Source organism: Mycolicibacterium peregrinum, assembly GCF_001665625.1.
GTDB lineage: Bacteria > Actinomycetota > Actinomycetes > Mycobacteriales > Mycobacteriaceae > Mycobacterium > Mycobacterium peregrinum_B.
In genome coordinates this window covers 44,621-63,407 of record NZ_LZSY01000019.1, presented here as the reverse complement: position 1 = coordinate 63,407, position 18,787 = coordinate 44,621, and the positions used below count along the sequence as shown (strand labels likewise).

Below are 18,787 nucleotides of genomic sequence, written 5' to 3'. Positions count from 1 at the left end.
TGCACGCGGCAAGTCGGGGGGTGCCAATTGGTGGCACTCTTCACTGACCGACTGTCGACTGACGGAATACAATGGGATATCACTGACGCATGACGCCTCACGGTTCGGACGACTGGGACGACGCCGACAACGACAACGGCCTCGACTTCGATGCCCCGGTATCCAACGATGCGTCAGGTCTTGACGCTCTGCAGGACTACACGGGGTACGAAGTGGACCCTGGGAGCGATGAAAGTGGCGGCCTGGACGGGGTCTACGACTACCCCGGCCACGAAGTCGAGGAAGTGGCGGACGACGGCTTCGGCGCCATCGACGGCGAAGGTGAGCCCGAGGACGAAGAGCAGATCCCGGTGGTCCAGGTAATCAACCCGCCGGGCACCGTCACTGTCACGGCCTACCTCAACGGCTCCGTCGCCCAGGTGGAGCTGGATCCAAAGGTGACTATGCTGACCGAGGCCCAGTTGGCCGACGAGATCCGGTTCGTAGCCGGGGTGGCCGCCAAACGCGCGACAGCGGTCGTGCACGTCGGCACGGTCAATATGCTCGTCGAGCAAGGCATGGACTTCCGCGAAGCCCGGGACTTCGTGGGGACAAACATGCCGTTCGCGACTCCGGAGCAGGCGGGCGAGGCTGACCGGGCGCTCATCGCCCGCCACTCCGAGCGGTAGGCCCTACGCGTCCAGATCCTGCTCCACGAGCCCGGCAACAGTGGCCAACGCATCAGCGTCGTCGGAATCCACCGTCACCTGAGCCCCGTTACCGGCACCCAGCGTCATGATCATCAAGGCCGAACCGGCGTCGACGGGCTCGCCGCCGTCCATGGACAGGGTGACGGGAACTCCGGCATTGACGACCGCCTCGGCGATGATCGCGGCGGGGCGGGCGTGCAGGCCGATGGCCGAACCGACGGTGACAGTCTTGCTTGGCATTGTTTCTCCTTAGGGTTGGGACTCAGGTGGTGGCCAGCGCCGGAGCTTCCGGCGTGGTGACAGACGGTTTTGCGAACTGCTTGGCCGCAACGACCGCCAGGGCGCTGACGACGGTGCCGGCAGCCAGGGCGATCAGGAACCACAGCAGGTTGCCGATTGCGAAGAATACGAAGATGCCGCCGTGCGGCGCCTTGAGCGTGACGTCGAACGCCATGATCAGCCCGCCGGTGACGGCGCCGCCGAGCATCATCGACGGGATGACCCGCAGGGGATCGGCGGCAGCGAACGGGATGGCACCTTCGGAGATGAAGGACGCGCCCAACAGCCATGCAGCGCGGCCGTTTTCACGCTCGGGTTCGGTGAACAGCCGCGGCCGTAGCGTCGAGGCGAGCGCCATGGCGAGCGGCGGCACCATGCCGGCGGCCATCACCGCGGCCATGATGCGCAGCGTGGCGGGGTCGGCGACGTTGAGGCCCGCGGTCGCAAATGCATAGGCCGCCTTGTTGACCGGGCCGCCGAGGTCGAAGCACATCATCAAACCGAGAATGACACCGAGGATGACGACCGAAGTCCCGGTCATGCCGCTGAGCCAGTTGGTCAGGCCGGTGGTCAGCGCGGCCAGCGGTCGGCCGAGCAGCAGGAACATCAACAGGCCCACGATCAGTGACGCACCGAGCGGGATCACCACAACCGGCATCAGTCCCCGGAACCACTGCGGCACCTTGAATGAGCTGATCCACTGCGCGGCGAACCCGGCGATCAGACCGCCGACGATGCCACCGATGAACCCGCCGCCGACGAACACTGCCACCGCTCCGGCGGTGAAACCCGGTGCGATGCCGGGTCGGTCGGCGATCGCGAACGAGATATATCCGGCGAGGGCGGGTACCAGGAACATGAAGGCCAGTCCGCCGAGCGTGAACAGCACCGCGCCGAGGTACTGCGTCAGACCACCGGGTGGCAGGTCGGCCAGGGTGTTGGTGACCGCGATGTGATGACCGAGCGAGTTCATTCCATAGGCCAGCGGGGTCGGTTGCCCGTCCGGGGTGTTACCGATGTCGTAGCCGGCGAAGAGGAAGCCCAGCGCGATGAGCAGACCGCCCGCCGCGACGAACGGGATCATGTAGCTCACGCCGGTGAGCAGGATCTGCCGGGTGCGGGTGCCCCAGCCCACGTCGCCCGACGCGGCCGGAGCGGCCTCGTCAACTGAGCCGGCCACTCGCGGGGCATTGGGATCACCTGCGGCGCCGATGGCTTCGGAGATCATCACCCCGGGTTCGTTGATGGCGCGTTTGACGCCGGAGGCGACGACGGGCTTGCCGGCGAAACGCTGCTTGTCCTTGACCCCAACGTCGGTGGCGAAGATGACGGCATCGGCCGCAGCGATCGTCGCCGCGGACAACGGCGTGCTTCCGGACGAGCCCTGGGTTTCGACGGTCAATTCGACCCCGGCATCATCGGCGGCCTGTTTGAGTGCGTCGGCCGCCATGTACGTGTGAGCGATGCCGGTGGGACAGGCGGTGATTGCGACGATCGACACCGCCTTGACGGGCTCAGCAACAGGCTCAGGAGCGGGGGCAGGAACAGGCGCCGGGTTGACCACGCCGTCGACGAGTGCCACCACCTCGTCGACGCTCGCGGCACCCCGTAGTGACGCCACGAAGTCCTTGCGGACCAGCGCGCGGGCCAGGCTGGAGAGCAGCTTCATGTGTTCGGCCCCACCGGATTCCGGTGCGGCGATCAGGAACACCAGATCCGCCGGTCCGTCGGGAGCCCCGAAGTCGACCTTGGGGGAGAGCCGGGCGAAGCCGATCGTGGGCGTCTCGACGTAGGGGGAGCGGCAGTGCGGGATCGCGATGCCACCGGGCAGTCCGGTGGCGGACTGGGCTTCTCGCGCCATTGCGGCGCCCACCAGGCCGTCGGTGTCGTCGGTGCGACCTGCCTCGGCGAGTGCTCCGACCAGTCGCGTGATGACGGCTTGCTTGTCGCGGCCCGCGTCGGCGTCGAGCAGGACCAGCTCGGGGGTGATGATCGGTTGGGTCATGGCGACACCTTCATGGGGTGGGTGCGGACTGCGTCGAGGTCGAGCTGGGCAGGTGTGGGCAGGGCGGATCCGGGCAGTGCCGCGGCGGCGCTGCCGTAGGCGACGGCCATCTGCAGTCGTTGCGAGGCTTCGGCACCGGCGTCGGCGGCGCGCAGGTAGCCGGCCAGGGAGGCGTCGCCCGCGCCGACGGTGCTGCGCGGAACGATCGGCGGCGGCGTGGCCAGCCAGGAGCCCGAACTGTCCACGAGGACCGCGCCGGCTCCCCCCAACGTGGCGAGCACCGCGCCGACGCCCCGGTCCACGAGCCGACCGGCGGCCGCCACCACCGATGACACGTCACCTTGGGCCGCAGCATTTTCCAGGGCGTCGGCCGATACCCCGGCCAGGTCGGCCAGTTCCTCGGCGTTGGGCTTGATCAGATCGGGTGCGGCCACCTCGAACGCGGCGGCCAGCGCGGCCAGCGGCGCTTCGGAGGTATCGACGGCGACCCGGCAGTCGAGCGGCGCCAGCAGCTGCACCACCTGGGCATACCAGTCGTCCGGAATCCCGGGCGGCAACGACCCGGACAACACCAACCACGATGCTTCTTGCGCCTTGGTCAGCAGGCAGCTGGTGAGCGCCGACAGCGTGTCAGCGTCCACGCTGGCGCCGCGCTCGTTGAGTTTGGTTGTGGTGCCATCGGATTCGGTGATGGCGACGTTGGTGCGGACGGGCTCCGCGATCGGAACGGCGGTGAACGGCACACCGTGCGCCCGTAACGCCGCGAGCAGGGGATCAGCGTCGGCAGCGGGCAGCACCGCTTCGGCGGCAACGTCGGCCAGGGTCAGAGCTCGGGCCACGTTGATGCCCTTGCCGCCGGGTTCGACGGTGACGGTGTCGACGCGCTGTACGGCTCCGCGCGTCAACGGCGCCCTCAATGTGACGGTGCGGTCCAGGCTGGGGTTGGGGGTGACCGTGATGATCATGCGATCACCACCTCGACGCCGTGTTCGGTGAGCTGTGCGCGGTCGGCATCGGAGATCTCGCTGTCGGTGATCAGGGTGTCGACGCTGTCGATGGGGGCGAAGCTGACGAAGTCCTCTTGGCCTACCTTTGATGAGTCTGCGACCACCACAACGTAATTCGCGGCCTGCACCATGGCGCGCTTGACGGCTGCCTCGTCGGTGTCGGGGGTCGAGAGACCGTGCCGCACGTTGATGGCGTTGGTGCCGATGAACGCGATGTCCACCCGCAGGGTTTCGAGTACCCGCAGCACCTGCTCGCCGACGGCGGCCTGGGTGAGGCCGCGGACCCGCCCGCCCAGTAATTGCAGGGTGACGGTCGGCATGGTGGCGAGGAGGCCGGCGATCGGCACCGAGTTGGTCACCGCGGTGAGCTCCCGGTCCGTCGGTACCTGCGAGGCGACGCGGGCGGTGGTGGTGCCGGCGTCCAGCAGGACGCTGGCACCGGTGAGGGGGAAGAAGTCGACTGCAGCCGCGGCGATGGCATCCTTCTGCGCGGCGCGGGTGGTGTCGCGTTCGCCGACGCCGGCTTCCACGAGGTGGAGGGTCCGGGCGGGGACGGCTCCGCCGTGCACGCGGCGGACGACGCCGGCCTTGTCGAGCACTGCCAGATCTCGGCGGACGGTTTCGGTGGTGACGTCGTATGTCTGCGCGAGTTCGGCGACCGAGGCGCGGCCCCTGCTCATGACCAGCGCGGCGATGGCCTGCTGGCGCTCCTCGGCGTACATGAGCCTCCGTTTGTGTGGGTTCGAGCCTAACAAGATGTTGATATATGTTGTTTTACGCTTGACTGTGTTGACTTGTCAACGTTTTCTTGTAATGTGGCTCACATGGGCACTACAGCATCGGTTGCGTCACCCATCGTCTTGCGCGGGGTTCCGGTGGTCCCGGGAGTGCAGTACGCACCCGTGATCCGGGTCAGCAGACTCCCGGAGGTCGAGGTGCCGGCCGGCGACATCGCCGAGGCGGACCGGCCGGCCGAAGCGGGGCGTTTTGCAGCTGCGGCGACGGAGGTCGCCACCCGGCTGCGGGACCGGGCCGCGCATGCCACGGGTGCCGCCTCGGAAGTGCTCGCCGCCACCGCGACCCTGGCCCAGGACCGGGCCTGGCTCGGGGCTGCTGACAAGAGGATCGCCGCAGGCGCTCCAGCGGTCCGCGCCGTGACCGAGGCGGTGGACCAGTTCGTGGAGTTGTTCACGCAGCTCGGCGGGCTGATGGCCGAACGCGTCACCGACTTGCGGGATATTCGCGACCGGGTCATCGCCGAGCTGTCTGGTTTGCCGGAACCTGGTGTGCCGCTGCCGGATATCCCGTCGGTCCTTTGTGCCGAAGATCTGGCTCCTGCCGACACCGCCGGTCTGGACCCGCAGCTGGTGGTCGGCTTGGCCACCACGCTCGGTGGGCCGACCAGCCACACCGCGATCATCGCCCGCCAGCTCGGAATTCCCTGCGTCGTGGCCATCGGTGGCCTCGACGCCGTCGCCGCCGGCGCGATGGTTCTTCTCGATGGCACCGCGGGCACCCTCACGGCAGACCCCGACGCCTCGGAGGCTGCCGCGGCTGTGGCCGCTGCGCAACGGGACGCCCTGGCAGCCCGACAGTGGGCGGGGCCCGGTGCGACGGCGGACGGCCACACCGTCGCCATCTTGGCGAATGTCCAGGACGGTGCCGCCGCCCGCGCAGCCCGCGAAACCCCTGCCGAAGGTGTCGGGCTGTTCCGCACCGAACTGTGCTTCCTCAACCGCGACACCGAGCCCACCGTCGACGAACAGGCGAACATCTACGGTGAGGTGCTCGAGGCGTTCGCCGGGCACAAGGTGGTGGTCCGGACCCTCGACGCGGGTTCGGACAAGCCGTTGAAGTTCGCAGGTCATCCCGAGGAGGCGAACCCGGCGCTCGGCGTGCGCGGCATCCGCATCGCCGAGGGCAATCCCGGCCTGCTGGACCGTCAGCTCGAATCGGTCGGCGCGGCTGCCGAGCAGACCGGCAACCCGCCGTGGGTCATGGCGCCCATGATCGCCACCGCGGCCGAGGCGAAAAGCTTTGCCACCAAGGCACGTTCGTACGGGCTGACGCCGGGCGTGATGATCGAGGTGCCCGCTGCGGCACTGTTGGCCGACAAGATCCTCGAGCACGTCGAGTTCCTGTCGATCGGCACCAACGACCTCGCCCAGTACACGATGGCCGCCGACCGGATGTCGGCCGATCTGGCCGCCCTCACCGATCCGTGGCAGCCCGCGGTACTGGCTCTGGTGGCGATGGCGGCCCGCGCCGGAGCGGCGGCGGGCAAGCCGGTCGGAGTATGCGGCGAGGCCGCGGCCGACCCGCTCCTGGCCGCCGTGTTGGTGGGCCTGGGTGTGACGTCGTTGTCGATGGCGCCGGCCGCGATCGCAGCGGTGGGCGCGAAGCTCGCGCAGGTGACGTTGCAGCAGTGCCGCGCCGCCGCGGAGGCGGTGCTCGACACCGCGACAGCTGCCGAGGCCCGCGAAGCCGCCGCGGCTCACCTTTGACCCGCGAGCAGACAACTAGGTACCCGAAAATGCTGCCGGAGGGGTACCGGAGCGTCTGCTCGCGGGAGGAAAGGGCCCCGGGGGAATAATCGGACCGCGGTCCGGTTATAGCTGGCATAAGACTACAAACAGGAGGTAGGAGATGCCAGCCATCACCGCAGACACCTTGACCCTGCCCCGTATCGCGGCAGCTCAGGCGTCGGAGACCGAACGCCCGGTTCGCTCGATCACCACCGGCCCGCGCGGATACGAGGGCGAGGGATTCCCCGTCGTCCGCGCGTTCGGCGGAGTCAGCGCCGCCGACCTCGACCCGTTCGTCCACATGGACCAGATGGGTGAGGTGGAATACCAGCCCGGTGAACCGCGGGGCACCGACTGGCACCCGCACCGCGGCTTCGAAACCGTCACCTACATGATCGACGGCCGGTTCGCGCACCAGGATTCACATGGCGGCGGCGGTCTGATCACCGACGGCGCCACCCAGTGGATGACCGCAGGGTCCGGCATCCTGCACATCGAAACTCCGCCGGCCGAACTGGTCGAGAGCGGCGGCACGTTCCACGGCATCCAGCTGTGGGTGAACCTGCCGAAGAAGGACAAGTTCGCGACGCCGCGTTACCAGGCCATCGAAGGTCCCGACGCGAAGTTGCTGTCGTCCCAGGACGGCGGGGCGTTGGTCCGGATCATCGCCGGCGAGATCGACGGTGCTCAGGGGCCGGGTAACACGCACACTCCGATCACCTTGGCGCACGCCACGATTGAACCGGGTGCGCAGCTCAACCTGCCGTGGAACCGCGACTTCAACTCGTTGGTGTACGTACTGAGTGGGCGCGGCAGCGTCGGCCCCGTCGGTCACCCGATCCACCAGGGCCAACTGGCCGTGCTCGGCCCCGGCGACCGGATCACGGTATCGGCCGAGGGAACTCAGGATTCACACCGGCCCGCCATGGAAGTTCTGCTGCTGGGCGGCCGGCCGATTCGGGAACCGGTCTTCCACTACGGCCCGTTCGTGATGAACTCCAAGTCGGAGCTCATCCAGGCGCTGGAGGATTACCAGGCAGGCAAGTTCGGCCAGATCCCGCCGAATGCGCTGATGCCGCACCGGCCGCTGAACTGACCGACTAACCCACCGACTCGGCGGGCTGCGGGTACAGCAACTCCAGCTCGCCGAGATGCGCTGCAGCCGTCACCAGCGGCAGGGCCGCCGAGACCGCAAGGTCGGTTCCGGTGGCCTCGGCGCGCAACGACACCACGAAATTCTCGCCGATCGGTACCAGTTCCGACGTGGTGTCCGCGCCGGTGAGCCGGGCGCAGATCGCCGCGGCATGCTCCTCGATCACCGAGCGGGTCTGCGGATAGACGCCCAGCGGTGGGGGTACGACATCGGCGATCAGCTCTGCTACCGCCCGTACCCGGATGACCCGGTTGGCCGCCCGCACCGCCGGGGCGCGTTGGTCGGTGGGTCCGCCGGTCTCCGAAAGGTACTGGCGGACAGCGTCATCCAGTGTCCGCGTGGCGGTGAGGGTGTCATGCCCGAGTGCGATCACGCGATCGGTGGCGGCTTCGGAGGCGCCCCGTGTCACCCGCAGCACGGCGGCATCGAGGAACTGTGCGCCCACCGCCCGGGCCTGATCGATCGCCTTGGATACCGAGGCCGTCGCACCCCGCGGCCACAACAGCACCGACGCCACGATCCCCACGAACGCGCCCACCACGACGTCTTCCACCCGGACCAACCCGACTCGCCAACCTGTCGGTGCGATCAGGTTGAAGTTGATCAGCACCATCATCGTGAACGCCGCCTGCCCGGCGATGAACGATCCGACCTTGGGCACAAAGGCCGACCCGAATGCCACCAGAGGCAACAAGACCCACATCACCATCGGGTCCACCCCGACGAACTCGATGAGCACCGCACCGAGGATGAAGCCGATCGTCGTGCCGGCCACGGCGCGCAGCACACGCGTCCCGGTGTCCAGCGCGCTACTGCGCAGCACCGACATCACACCCAGCACCACCCAGAACCCGTGCTGCACAGGAAACAGGTGGGTGACGGCCACCGCGAGGGCCAACCCCAACCCGGTGCGCAGGCTGTTGCGCAGCACCACCGCGCGCGAGGCGACCAAGCCGCGGGTGATGGCTGCGACTGCGACGGTCTCGGGCATCACCCAATCCGCGGCGCCGGTTTCGGGTAGCCGCCGGCCCAGCACCCGGGCCCACACCGGGCGTGCGTCGGCCAGCGCCGCATTGCCGATGACGCGTCCGGTGACAGCGATGGTGGCCGAGATGGTGCGCCGGTTCAGCAGGACACCGCCCACTTTTGCGGCGGACGCGTCGTCGGCCATGCTCAAGATCTGGGTGATGTCCTCGCGGTAACTGCTCTGGGCCACGGTGCGCTGCTCGGCGAGAGCCGCGCGCAGATCGGCTTCGCGGGCGGCACGCTCGGCGCGATCGTGAATCTTCAGCAGGGCGGCACTATCTCGCAGTACCCGCACCGTGGGCTCGCGCGTGGCTCCCAGGAGTTCGCCCGTCCGGTCGGTGACCTGGTCGCAGATCCAACCCAGATCGTCGACCACACGCACCAGTGCGCGGCTGCCCGCGCTGAGGGCGACGGGCCGGTAGTCGGCGCCGAGGAAGCAGGCGTACAGCGCGTTCATCGCGCGGGTGACGTCACGGTCCGAGGCCTGGCCCTCCAGTCGGTCGGCCAATAGCCGGCATACCCGCGCGGCGTCGCGGCGCAGCTCATCGTGGTGGCGGGGCGCAAAGAGGTACAGCGCGGCAGGCACGCACACCACCAGGGCGATCAGCCAGCCCAGCAGTCGGTCGGGAATCGGGCCGACGGGCGTGCACAGGGGAAGGACGAACAGCAGCAGCGTGGCGCGTTGTCCGGCGGCGACGATCTCGCTGAGCACTCCGGAGAACGTCACCACCAGTCCGACGACGAACATCGCGGCGACGCTCGGCCACGGGTACGGGGCCAGGACCGTGCCCAGCACGATCAGTACGAACCCGTTGAGGGCCAGGCCGCCGTAGGCCAGGGCGCGGGCCGGCCGGTTGCCGGGGAAGTCCGCCGTGATGAGAAGGGAGACCGCTCCGAAGATCGCGAACAGCGGAGTCTGGGAGTCGCCCCCGACGGCGAAGCCGAGTGCCGCCGCGATGGGTAGGACGATGGCGGCCCGCAGGGCACGGCGCAGCGCGTCGTAATCGGGGTCCCGGTCACGTATCCAGTCGCGGAGACGCTCTGCCGTCCCACGCCAGATCTCGGCCGGGGTCAGCATGATCGCCGATGTTAGACCGGTTGGTCCGATCCCGGCGTGGGAGTGAAGCGGCCCGTTTCGAGCGCGTCGCGCATCTGGCCGGTGATCCACTCCAAGGTTTCGGGGTCGCGGGGCAACGTCGTCTGCTCGTAACCGACGACCAGATACAAACTCCATGCCGCGAAATACCGGGCGTTCCGTTCGTCGCCGATGATCTCGTGGGCAGACTCGAAGATGATGTCGAAACGCAGTTGGTCCACCACCGCCTGCACGTCGTATACGTAGGGATCGAGCGAGCTCCATACCCGGATGGCTGCCTCTGCCCCATGTGGCAGGGCCAGCGCTTCACCGATCAAGGACTCGATGCGGTGATGCGGATCCGTGTCGGCGCGGATCGCCTCGACCACCCGCAGAGTGCGCGCCTCACGCCAGTGCGCGATCAACTCCCTCGTGTAGGCCGCCCAGTTGGGGAAGTAGTGATAGAACGACCCGGTTGTGACGCCGAGTCGGTTGCACACCTCGGCAAGTTTGAGCCCGCCGTACCCGAGATCGGACAACACATCCAGACCGGTTTCGAAGTACGCCTCCCGCGACGCCACCCCCGCCATCCGGCTAACGCTAGTTCGTCGTCAATATTTTCGGCGCGGCGGGGCTTTGCTGGTCAGCCGCATATAACGCACACGAACATGACGGCATCGGGGCTCTCAGGTGACGTGTGGCACAATTTGAATGTGGCCCACATGGCGAGTCGAGGACCTGGACGTCCTCCCGCAGCAAAGGCAGCGGAGACACGCGAGCGCATCGTGCGCGCTGCCCGCGAAGTTTTCAGCGAACTTGGCTACGACGCAGCTACATTTCAGGCAATCGCGATCCGCGCGGATCTCACCCGCCCGGCAATCAACCATTACTTCAGCAGCAAACGTGTTCTGTACCGCGATGTGGTCGAGCAGACCAATGCGAAAGTGATCGCCGCCGGCATTGCCAAGGCCCGGGAGGCCACCAGCCTGCTGAACCGTATTTCGGCGTTCTTCGCCGCGGCCATGGATGCCGAGTCCACCGACCGGTCGGCGGCGGCATTCCTGGTGACCTCGGTGCTGGAGGCGCAGCGCCATCCCGAGCTCGTCTCCGAGGAGCACGACGCGTTGCGCAGCTCGCGGGAGTTCGTCAAGTGGGCAGTCGACGAGGCGATCGCGGGCGGCGAATTGACCACCGACACCGACATCCCGGCCATCGTGGAGATGCTGGTGGCGGTGATGTGGGGAATGGGCTTTTACGCCGGTTACGTGGGGCATCGTGACGACGTGGCAGTCATCGTCGACAAGTTCGAACTGCTGATGGCGAACAAGCTCTGGCAACTGCGCGATTGATACTTCGGTGCCGTGAGGTGCCCCACAGCACCGCATAGATCGACTAAGTATTCGGTAGCATTGCTTGGCAAATGACTGATCTGAGCGATGTACGGCCGGGTCGGGCCGAAGGCGACAGTTGGGACATCACCGAGAGCGTCGGGGCGACTGCGCTGGCGGTGGCTGCCTCCCGTGCTGCCGAGACCGTGCAGCCGGAACCCCTGATTCGCGACGAGTTCGCCTTCCTCCTGGTGGCGGCCGCAGGTCCGGCGTGGGCGCAGCTGGCCGGTAGCGAACCGCACTGGATCGGTGACGATCCGGAGGCTCACCGCATTCACGACATGGCCCGCAACTACCAGGCCGTGCGCACCCACTACTTCGATGACTACTTCACCGAGGTCACCCATGACGGCATCCGCCAGGTCGTGATCCTGGCCGCGGGCCTGGACTCCCGGGCGTTCCGGCTGGACTGGCCGGCGGGCACCGTCGTCTACGAGATCGACCAGCCCAAGGTGCTGCACTACAAGACCGAGACATTGCAGGCGCACGGGGCGCTGGCCCGGGCCGAGCACGTCCCCGTGCCCGTCGACCTGCGTGACGATTGGCCCGCGGCACTGATCGACGCGGGCTTCGACCCAGGGCAGCCGACCGCATGGCTGGCCGAGGGGCTGCTGCCGTACCTGCCTGCCGAGGCGCAGGATCGGCTGTTCGAACTCGTCGGCGCACACAGCGCGCCGGGTAGCCGCGTCGCGGTCGAGGACTTCGCCATGGATCCGGCACGTTTCACCCCGGAGAAGCGGGCCGCACGTCGGGCCCGCGGTGAGAACATGCGCGCCTCGCTGGGGCTCGACATCGATGCCGACGCGCTGATGTACGCGTGTGACGGGCGCGCCGACGCTGCGGAATGGCTCGCTGCACACGGCTGGGACGTCGACGCGGTGTCCAGCGCCGACGAGATGGCCCGTTTGGGCCGCGCGGCCGACGCCGACGAACTGGCGGAATTCGGTTTGGACAGCGTGCTGTTGCGCGCCCGATTGGACGGAGAATCCCGATGAGCTCACTGCGCAGCCACGACGACACCTGGGACATCGCCACCAGCGTCGGGTCGACGGCCGTGATGGTCGCCGCCGCCAGGGCCGGGGAGACCGGACGCGAGAACCCGCTGATCCGTGATCCGTACGCGGCGATCCTGGTGGCCGGTGCCGGAACCGGCTTCTGGGAGACGCTGCTGGACCAGGATGTCGCCGCCAAGATCGCAGAGGTCGACGACGAGGCCGCCAAGATCTTCGAGCACATGGGCAGCTACCAGGCAGTGCGCACGCACTTCTTCGATGCGTACTTCACCGAGGCCGCGAATGCCGGTATCCGCCAGATCGTCATCCTGGCGTCGGGCCTGGATTCTCGCGCGTACCGGCTGGAGTGGCCGGCCGGCACCACGGTGTTCGAGATCGATCAGCCGAAGGTGCTGGAGTACAAGGCCGAAACGTTGGCCGCGCATGGCGCGCAGCCGTCGGCGCAGCGCCGCGAGGTGGCCATCGATCTGCGCCAGGATTGGCCCAAAGCATTGCGGGAAGCGGGGTTTGACGATTCCCAGCCGACCGCGTGGCTCGCCGAGGGCCTGCTGATGTATCTGCCTGCCGACGCCCAGGATCGACTCTTCGAGCTCGTCACCGAGTTGTCGGCCCCGGGAAGCCGGATCGCCGCCGAGACCGCCGGCGTTTCGGCCGGTGAGCGTCGCGAGGAGATGCGTGAGCGTTTCGAGCGTTTCGCCGCGCAGTTCAACATGGAGCAGGCGCTCAACATCCAGGACCTGATCTACGAGGATCCGGACCGTGCCGATGTGGCGGCGTGGCTGGGCGCCCACGGTTGGCGGGCCGACGGTGTGCACTCGCTCGACGAGATGCGCCGACTGGGCCGCTACGTGGAGATCGAGCACGACGACACGCGGGCGTTCTCCACATTCGTCACCGCCGAAAAGCTCTGACCTCTCTGACATGACAAAAGGGGCGCCCCGATTGCGGGGCGCCCCTTCCGTTTTCGTTGTCGATCAGCGGTTCGACATCGCCTTGGTGCGATTCACATTGGTGTGCTTGACCGTGGTGTCGACCTGAGGAACCGTTGCCTTCTGATGCATCTGGTGCACCCAGAGGTGGTGGTCCACTCCGGCTGAGGCGGGTGCGGACAAGCCCAGAAGGGCGGTGGCCACTCCGCTGACGAGCACGGCGGGAATTCCGAACTTTTTCATCTATTTCTATCCTTTTTGCGAACACATTCCGCATTTGAAAACCGCCGGACCTGGCCGTTTATTCCTATAAAACCCTCACCGCCGCGGTGATGGTGGTCACCTGATCGGTCGGTTCATCGGGACGTGTCTGCGAGTCGCATCTGCGAGCCCGTCACAGCCTCAGTGGCTCTGGTGCACCGTGGTGTCGACGTGCGGCACGGTCACGTGCGGGCCGATCTGATCCAGCCAATCGTGGTGGGACACATCGGCGGAAGCCGGGCCGGCCAGGCCCAGAACTGCGGCAGCCAGACCACTGGCGATCACTGTGCTCATCCCGAACTTCTTCATTTCCTGCCTCTTTCCGACTCTGCGCTTTCTTGATTGGTTCAACTAAAGGCCGAAGGGGTTGATTCCTGATCAGCGAGGTTGGCGGCAATTGACCGTCCGGTGGCAGAAATGCGTAGGCGTCGCGGTAACCGACCCGGTTGACCGGGAGTTATCCGCCCGCCGTATACAGGAGGGGAGCTGAGCCGTTTCCCGGCCCGTTATCGAGGAGGAATCCCCATGCCAGGAGTGCAGGATCGCGTTGTCGTCGTCACCGGAGCCGGTGGAGGTCTGGGCCGTGAATACGCCCTGACGCTCGCACGTGAGGGCGCCAGCGTCGTCGTCAACGACCTGGGCGGTGCCCGTGACGGATCCGGCGCCGGACACAACATGGCCGACGAGGTGGTGGCCGAGATCAAGGCCGCCGGTGGCCGTGCCGTCGCCAACTACGACAGCGTCGCCGAGCAGGCCGGCGCCGAGAACATCATCAAGACCGCGATCGACGAGTTCGGCAAGGTCGACGGTGTCGTGAGCAACGCGGGCATCCTCCGTGACGGCACCTTCCACAAGATGACGTTCGAGCAGTGGGACGCCGTGCTCAAGGTGCACCTGTACGGCGGCTACAACGTGATCCGCGCGGCGTGGCCGCACTTCCGCGAGCAGAGCTTCGGCCGCGTCGTCGTCGCCACCTCCACCAGTGGCCTGTTCGGCAACTTCGGTCAGGCCAACTACGGTGCCGCCAAGCTCGGCCTGGTCGGTCTGATCAACACGCTGGCCCAGGAAGGCGCCAAGTACAACATCAAGACCAACGCGGTCGCCCCGATCGCCGCCACCCGGATGACCCAGGACATCCTGCCGCCCGAGGTGTTCGAGAAGCTCACCCCGGAGTACGTGGCCCCGGTGGTGGCCTACCTGATGACCGAGGAACTGCCCGACACCGATTCGGTGTTCATCGTGGGCGGCGGCAAGGTACAGCGCACCGCCCTGTTCCAGAACGACGGTGTCACCTTCACCGAGGTGCCTTCGGTCGATGAGATCGCGGCCAAGTGGGGCGAGATCACCGATCTGTCCGCCGCTCAGCAGGCCAGCTTCAAGCTGGGCTGAAATACGTGAAGGCGCTTGTAGCGCAGGCACTTACCGGTACGTCCGGGCTGGCGTACGTCGACGTGGATGATGTGGCTGATCCTTCCGGTCAAGCCGTCATCATCGACGTCGGCGCCGCCGGCGTCTGCTTCCCCGATCTGCTGCTGCTCCGCGGCGAGTACCAGCTTCGGCTCGAACCACCGTTCACCCCCGGCATGGAGGTGGCCGGAACGGTGCGCTCGGCGCCCGAGGGCTCGGGGTTCACCCCGGGCCAGCGGGTCTCGGCGATGACGATGCTGGGCGGCTACGCCGAACAGGTGGCAGCCCCGCCTGCCAACGTGATCCCGACGGCCGACGGACTCGACGACGGCCAGGCCGCATCGCTGCTGGGCAACTACTACACGATGCAGTTCGCGCTGGCCCGCCGCGGTGGGCTGCTGCCGGGCGAAACCGTGCTGGTGCTCGGCTCGGCCGGCGGTATCGGTGTCGCCTCGATCCAGCTGGCCAAAGCCATGGGCGCCAAGGTGATCGCGATGGTGCACCGGTCCGGGGCCGAGGAGTTCGTCGCGTCAGTGGGTGCAGATGTGGTGCTGCCGCTGACCGACGGCTGGCGTCAGGCGGTCATGGATGCCACCGGAGGCGAAGGCGTCGATCTGGTCGTCGACCCGATCGGCGGCGAGGCCTTCGACGACGCCATCCGGGTGCTGGCGCCCGAAGGCCGGCTGCTGGTCATCGGGTTCGCCGCGGGCGGCGGCATCCCGACCGTCAAGGTCAACCGGTTGCTGCTGCGCAACGTCAGCGTGGTGGGCGTGGGCTGGGGCGAGTTCGTCCGCCGTCACCCCGCCGCTCAGGCCCAGGTCGGCGCCGAGCTCAACAAGCTGGTGGCCGGCGGGCTTCGTCCCCCTGCGCCGGTGCGGTACCCGCTGTCCGAGGGCGCGGCCGCGCTCGATGCGCTGGCCAGTGGGCAGGTGCGCGGGAAGCTCGTCCTGGAGCCCTAGCAGTGAAAGCCCTGGCCTTCGATGTGTTCGGCACCGTCGTCGACTGGCGGTCCAGCATCATCGGTGAGCTGGAGGCATTCGGTGAAAGCCACGGGCTGCAACGGGATTGGCCGGTCTTCGCCGACAAATGGCGGGCCGGCTATGCCCCCGCAATGGACCGGGTGCGGCGTGGCGAGCTGCCGTGGACCAGGATCGACGATCTGCATCGAGCGATCCTGGTCTCACTGCTCGACGAGGTAGAGGTCGAGGCAGGCCCGGACGAGATCGACCACCTCAACCGGGCCTGGCACCGACTGGATCCGTGGCCGGACTCGGTGGCCGGACTGAGCCGGCTCAAGCAGCGCTACCTCATCACCACGTTGTCGAACGGCAACGTCTCACTGCTGACGAACATGGCCAAACATGCCGGGCTGCCGTGGGATTGCGTGATCTCGGCAGAGCTGTTCCGGCACTACAAGCCCGACCTCGAGGCCTACCGTGGGTGTGCAGACCTGCTGGACATCGCACCCGAAGAGTTGACGCTGGTTGCGGCCCATCGTTCCGACCTGCGGGCCGCGCGTGCCGCCGGACTCGGGACCGCATACGTGGCCCGGCCCCTGGAGTACGGCCCGGACGCGACTCCGCACGACGTCACGGCCGATGGTTTCGACATCGTCGCGACCGATTTTGTCGACCTTGCCGACCAACTTGGTGCGTAGCGTAGGGGTGTGGACACCGCATCGAGTCAGGCATTGCGCAAGGTGCTCGAGCTTCTCGCCGACCCGCCGGCCGAGCCGGACATCAGCAAGGGGTATCTCGACCTGTTGGGCGACGGCAGTGACGCCCCGAAGAACGCGGGATTCATCCAGAAGGTGTGGGCGTCCCCGCTCGGGTCGAAGCTCTACGACAACGCCCAGGGGATCGGCCGCAAGCTGATGACGGCGTGGCAGGAACCCACCGAATGGCTGAACATCCCGCCCGGCGGCCTCGCGCTCGATGTTGGCAGCGGTCCGGGCAATGTGACGGCCGCGCTGGCGCGGTCGGCCGGGCTCGACGGGTTCGCGTTTGGTGTGGACATCTCCGAGCCGATGTTGGCCCGCGCTGTCAAGGCCGAAGCCGGCCGCCAGGTCGGTTTCCTGCGGGCCGACGCTCAGAAGCTCCCGTTCCGGGACGACGTCTTCGATGCGGTGACGTCGATCGCGGTGTTGCAGCTCATCCCCGACGCAGAGGCCGCACTGGCCGAGATGGTGCGGGTGCTGCGCCCCGGCGGGCGGATGGCGATCATGGTCCCCACGGCGACGAACCGGGGACCGGCGCAGCTGTTGTCGAAGGGCGGTGCGCGCTTCTTCGCCGAAGATGAGCTCGCCGACCGGTTCGAGGCGCTGGGTCTGGAGCGGGTGCGGTCGAAGACCATGGGCACCATGCAGTGGGTGCGCGGGCAGAAACCGTGAGCACTCTCGGCGTTGTTCTCGTCGCATTGGTCATTGCCGTAGGTCTTCTCGGCATCGTGTTGCCTGTGCTGCCCGGTGGTGGGTTTCTGGTCTTCGCCGCGATCGCGGTGTGGGCGGTCTGGGAGGCCAAGGACGGGACCAACGCCACGGTTGCGTGGGTGACGCTCGGGGTCGCAGCGGTGTTCTTCGTGACGGCCGAGGTGATCAAGTATGTCTGGCCGGTACGCCGGATGCGGGCCGCGGAGGTGGGGATCTGGAGCCTGGCAGCCGGCGGGGTGCTCGGCCTGATCGGGTTCTTCGTGATCCCGGTGATCGGTTTGGTGATCGGCTTCGTCGCGGGGGTGTATCTGGCGGAGCTGGCCTCGCGTCGCGACTACCGGCGGGCTTGGACGTCAACTGTGCACGCACTCAAAGGTGTTGCGCTGTCAGTCGGCGTCGAGCTGACCGGAGCCCTGCTCGCGACGGTCACCTGGGTGACGGGCCTGGTGATCGCCGCGTGACACAGTGGGACCTGGGCCCCGACTCGGGTGAGTTGCTGCTCCACACCGGTGTGACGGGTAGCGCGTCGCGGATGGGCCATCGGTTGACGATCGCGATGCGCTCGTGGCACGCGACCGTGGAATGGAACGGCGACACACCTTCGGCGGTGGAGGTGACGGTGGACCTCGACTCCCTGGACGTGCTGCGGGGCGAGGGCGGCATGACTCCGTTGTCGGGGGCCGAGAAGGTGCTGATCCGATCGAACGCGTTGAAGACGTTGCGGGCGAAGAAGTTTCCCCAGGCCCGGTTCCGATCCTCATCGATCGAGCGCTCCGGTTCTCTCGTACGGATCGCGGGGGTTCTGGAGCTCGCCGGGCATTCCGGCGAGCAGACCGTGGAGGTTGAGGTGTCCGACGATTCTGTGCGCGGCACGGCTGCTGTGCGGCACGGCGATTTCGGAATCAAGCAGTATTCGATGCTCATGGGGGCGATGAAGGTGGCCGACGAGGTGCGGGTGACGTTGTCTGACACCATGCTTCGCGAGGGTGCCTGACCAGCGGAGAGCCGCTGCTGTTCACCGGACTGACAAGTTCCTGTCAGCTTTGCTCAAGCCGGGTGTAGGACGCCGTTCAAAGGGGTAGTTGTTGAGACGGTGAAGGTGAGGAGTCCCTCGTGAACATCGTCTCAGGTGCCCTACGGGCAGTCAGCCGTACCGCAGACGCGACCACCGCAGCCGCGGGAGCTGTTGGCGGCGCTGCCGTCAACGGCGTGGTCGGGGGAATCAAAGGGGTCGGCTCAGGTATTCGCAACGGAGTCAGTCAGGGCAGCAGATCGCCCGCCGCGGCCGCGCTCACACTGGCCGCGGTAGGCGCCGCGGGCCTCGTCGAGTGGCCGGTGCTGCTGACCGTGGGAGGCGCCGCGCTGGTCGTCCATCAGATCAACCAGCGCGCAGGCGACGGCCAGGCCGGCGCTGAGCAGCAGGCCCGCGACACCTCACCGCCCAGGAAATCCGCGGCGGCCAAGCGCACCGCTGCAGCCAAACGCTCCGCCCCGACCAAACGCGCCCCAGCCAAGCGTTCCGCGAGTGCCGGTAGTCCCAAGGCGACATCTCGGCGGTCGGCATCCCGACGGACCTCGGCGGCGACCCGCAGTAAGTGATCA

21 protein-coding genes are annotated in these 18,787 nt (G+C 67.6%); 13 read left to right on the top strand and 8 right to left on the bottom strand.

Annotated elements, in window-relative coordinates; genetic code table 11:
* Positions 1-89 precede the first annotated feature (89 nt).
* Complete coding sequence (locus tag A5779_RS02570; protein WP_110776809.1) at positions 90-668, top strand: hypothetical protein; 579 nt, start codon at positions 90-92, stop codon at positions 666-668.
* 3 nt (positions 669-671) lie between these two features.
* Here A5779_RS02570 and A5779_RS02565 read toward each other — a convergent pair whose 3' ends face one another.
* Genes A5779_RS02565 through A5779_RS02550 form a run of 4 tightly spaced genes read right to left on the bottom strand, consistent with a single transcriptional unit; the run spans position 672 to position 4,702 of the window.
* Positions 672-929: an HPr family phosphocarrier protein gene (locus A5779_RS02565; RefSeq protein ID WP_064878625.1), complete on the bottom strand. Its 258-nt coding sequence runs from the start codon at positions 927-929 to the stop codon at positions 672-674.
* 22 nt (positions 930-951) lie between these two features.
* Positions 952-2,973: a PTS fructose transporter subunit IIABC gene (locus A5779_RS02560; protein WP_064878623.1), complete on the bottom strand. Its 2,022-nt coding sequence runs from the start codon at positions 2,971-2,973 to the stop codon at positions 952-954.
* Positions 2,970-3,938, bottom strand: coding sequence for a 1-phosphofructokinase family hexose kinase (locus A5779_RS02555; protein WP_064878621.1), 969 nt, complete (start codon positions 3,936-3,938; stop codon positions 2,970-2,972). Before A5779_RS02555 ends, A5779_RS02560 begins: the two co-directional genes overlap by 4 nt.
* The gene (locus tag A5779_RS02550) at positions 3,935-4,702 is read right to left on the bottom strand and encodes a DeoR/GlpR family DNA-binding transcription regulator (RefSeq protein ID WP_064878619.1); all 768 of its coding nucleotides are present in this window, start codon (positions 4,700-4,702) and stop codon (positions 3,935-3,937) included. Before A5779_RS02550 ends, A5779_RS02555 begins: the two co-directional genes overlap by 4 nt.
* 102 nt (positions 4,703-4,804) lie before the next feature.
* Between A5779_RS02550 and ptsP the strand changes: the two genes are divergently transcribed.
* Together ptsP and A5779_RS02540 are read left to right on the top strand one after the other, a co-directional pair.
* Entirely contained in the window at positions 4,805-6,484 is a 1,680-nt protein-coding gene (gene ptsP, locus A5779_RS02545) for a phosphoenolpyruvate--protein phosphotransferase (RefSeq protein WP_064878617.1), read from the top strand.
* Positions 6,485-6,626: 142 nt separating this feature from the next.
* Positions 6,627-7,601: a pirin family protein gene (locus tag A5779_RS02540; RefSeq protein WP_055119343.1), complete on the top strand. Its 975-nt coding sequence runs from the start codon at positions 6,627-6,629 to the stop codon at positions 7,599-7,601.
* 4 nt (positions 7,602-7,605) lie between these two features.
* Here the strand turns inward: A5779_RS02540 and A5779_RS02535 are convergent, their stop codons facing one another.
* Together A5779_RS02535 and A5779_RS02530 are read right to left on the bottom strand one after the other, a co-directional pair.
* Entirely contained in the window at positions 7,606-9,762 is a 2,157-nt protein-coding gene (locus tag A5779_RS02535; RefSeq protein ID WP_064878615.1) for an FUSC family protein, read from the bottom strand.
* A gap of 11 nt (positions 9,763-9,773) precedes the next feature.
* The gene (locus A5779_RS02530) at positions 9,774-10,349 is read right to left on the bottom strand and encodes a TetR/AcrR family transcriptional regulator (protein ID WP_064878612.1); all 576 of its coding nucleotides are present in this window, start codon (positions 10,347-10,349) and stop codon (positions 9,774-9,776) included.
* 123 nt (positions 10,350-10,472) lie between these two features.
* On the opposite strand from A5779_RS02530, the gene A5779_RS02525 reads away from it, so the two are divergent.
* From A5779_RS02525 to A5779_RS02515, 3 genes are all read left to right on the top strand, one after another.
* Complete coding sequence (locus A5779_RS02525) at positions 10,473-11,108, top strand: TetR/AcrR family transcriptional regulator (RefSeq protein ID WP_064878610.1); 636 nt, start codon at positions 10,473-10,475, stop codon at positions 11,106-11,108.
* 71 nt (positions 11,109-11,179) lie between these two features.
* Positions 11,180-12,142, top strand: a complete 963-nt coding sequence (locus tag A5779_RS02520) for an SAM-dependent methyltransferase (protein WP_064878608.1) — start codon at positions 11,180-11,182, stop codon at positions 12,140-12,142.
* Complete coding sequence (locus A5779_RS02515; RefSeq protein WP_064878606.1) at positions 12,139-13,071, top strand: class I SAM-dependent methyltransferase; 933 nt, start codon at positions 12,139-12,141, stop codon at positions 13,069-13,071. Before A5779_RS02520 ends, A5779_RS02515 begins: the two co-directional genes overlap by 4 nt.
* A gap of 63 nt (positions 13,072-13,134) precedes the next feature.
* Here A5779_RS02515 and A5779_RS02510 read toward each other — a convergent pair whose 3' ends face one another.
* Both A5779_RS02510 and A5779_RS33955 read right to left on the bottom strand, forming a co-directional pair.
* Positions 13,135-13,332 (bottom strand): hypothetical protein, encoded by a 198-nt coding sequence (locus tag A5779_RS02510; RefSeq protein ID WP_064878604.1) that lies wholly within the window; start codon positions 13,330-13,332, stop codon positions 13,135-13,137.
* 159 nt (positions 13,333-13,491) lie between these two features.
* Positions 13,492-13,644, bottom strand: coding sequence for a hypothetical protein (locus A5779_RS33955; protein WP_165609125.1), 153 nt, complete (start codon positions 13,642-13,644; stop codon positions 13,492-13,494).
* A gap of 231 nt (positions 13,645-13,875) precedes the next feature.
* Here A5779_RS33955 and A5779_RS02505 point away from each other — a divergent pair, with 231 nt between their 5' ends.
* The 7 genes from A5779_RS02505 to A5779_RS02475 all read left to right on the top strand — a co-directional run bounded on the left by A5779_RS02505 (position 13,876) and on the right by A5779_RS02475 (position 18,784).
* Positions 13,876-14,739, top strand: coding sequence for an SDR family oxidoreductase (locus A5779_RS02505; RefSeq protein WP_064878602.1), 864 nt, complete (start codon positions 13,876-13,878; stop codon positions 14,737-14,739).
* A gap of 5 nt (positions 14,740-14,744) precedes the next feature.
* Positions 14,745-15,716: an NADPH:quinone oxidoreductase family protein gene (locus A5779_RS02500; RefSeq protein ID WP_064878600.1), complete on the top strand. Its 972-nt coding sequence runs from the start codon at positions 14,745-14,747 to the stop codon at positions 15,714-15,716.
* A gap of 2 nt (positions 15,717-15,718) precedes the next feature.
* The gene (locus tag A5779_RS02495) at positions 15,719-16,414 is read left to right on the top strand and encodes a haloacid dehalogenase type II (RefSeq protein WP_064878599.1); all 696 of its coding nucleotides are present in this window, start codon (positions 15,719-15,721) and stop codon (positions 16,412-16,414) included.
* Positions 16,415-16,423: 9 nt separating this feature from the next.
* Complete coding sequence (locus A5779_RS02490; protein ID WP_064878597.1) at positions 16,424-17,146, top strand: class I SAM-dependent methyltransferase; 723 nt, start codon at positions 16,424-16,426, stop codon at positions 17,144-17,146.
* On the top strand, positions 17,143-17,646 hold the full coding sequence (locus tag A5779_RS02485; protein ID WP_064878668.1) for a DUF456 domain-containing protein: 504 nt from the start codon (positions 17,143-17,145) through the stop codon (positions 17,644-17,646). Before A5779_RS02490 ends, A5779_RS02485 begins: the two co-directional genes overlap by 4 nt.
* Positions 17,643-18,179 carry a YceI family protein gene (locus A5779_RS02480; protein ID WP_110776807.1) on the top strand — a complete coding sequence of 179 codons (537 nt, stop codon included), beginning with the start codon at positions 17,643-17,645 and terminating at the stop codon, positions 18,177-18,179. Before A5779_RS02485 ends, A5779_RS02480 begins: the two co-directional genes overlap by 4 nt.
* Before the next feature lie 119 nt (positions 18,180-18,298).
* Positions 18,299-18,784, top strand: a complete 486-nt coding sequence (locus tag A5779_RS02475) for a hypothetical protein (protein ID WP_064878595.1) — start codon at positions 18,299-18,301, stop codon at positions 18,782-18,784.
* The last annotated feature ends 3 nt before the right edge of the window (positions 18,785-18,787 follow it).

Excerpts from the sequence above, each read along its gene's own strand:
- A5779_RS02570 (WP_110776809.1), top strand. The coding sequence starts at position 90 with ATGACGCCTCACGGTTCGGACGACTGGGACGACGCCGACAACGACAAC.
- A5779_RS02565 (WP_064878625.1), bottom strand. The coding sequence starts at position 929 with ATGCCAAGCAAGACTGTCACCGTCGGTTCGGCCATCGGCCTGCACGCC.
- A5779_RS02560 (WP_064878623.1), bottom strand. The coding sequence starts at position 2,973 with ATGACCCAACCGATCATCACCCCCGAGCTGGTCCTGCTCGACGCCGAC.
- A5779_RS02555 (WP_064878621.1), bottom strand. The coding sequence starts at position 3,938 with ATGATCATCACGGTCACCCCCAACCCCAGCCTGGACCGCACCGTCACA.
- A5779_RS02550 (WP_064878619.1), bottom strand. The coding sequence starts at position 4,702 with ATGTACGCCGAGGAGCGCCAGCAGGCCATCGCCGCGCTGGTCATGAGC.
- ptsP (WP_064878617.1), top strand. The coding sequence starts at position 4,805 with ATGGGCACTACAGCATCGGTTGCGTCACCCATCGTCTTGCGCGGGGTT.
- A5779_RS02540 (WP_055119343.1), top strand. The coding sequence starts at position 6,627 with ATGCCAGCCATCACCGCAGACACCTTGACCCTGCCCCGTATCGCGGCA.
- A5779_RS02535 (WP_064878615.1), bottom strand. The coding sequence starts at position 9,762 with ATGCTGACCCCGGCCGAGATCTGGCGTGGGACGGCAGAGCGTCTCCGC.
- A5779_RS02530 (WP_064878612.1), bottom strand. The coding sequence starts at position 10,349 with ATGGCGGGGGTGGCGTCGCGGGAGGCGTACTTCGAAACCGGTCTGGAT.
- A5779_RS02520 (WP_064878608.1), top strand. The coding sequence starts at position 11,180 with ATGACTGATCTGAGCGATGTACGGCCGGGTCGGGCCGAAGGCGACAGT.
- A5779_RS02515 (WP_064878606.1), top strand. The coding sequence starts at position 12,139 with ATGAGCTCACTGCGCAGCCACGACGACACCTGGGACATCGCCACCAGC.
- A5779_RS02510 (WP_064878604.1), bottom strand. The coding sequence starts at position 13,332 with ATGAAAAAGTTCGGAATTCCCGCCGTGCTCGTCAGCGGAGTGGCCACC.
- A5779_RS33955 (WP_165609125.1), bottom strand. The coding sequence starts at position 13,644 with ATGAGCACAGTGATCGCCAGTGGTCTGGCTGCCGCAGTTCTGGGCCTG.
- A5779_RS02505 (WP_064878602.1), top strand. The coding sequence starts at position 13,876 with ATGCCAGGAGTGCAGGATCGCGTTGTCGTCGTCACCGGAGCCGGTGGA.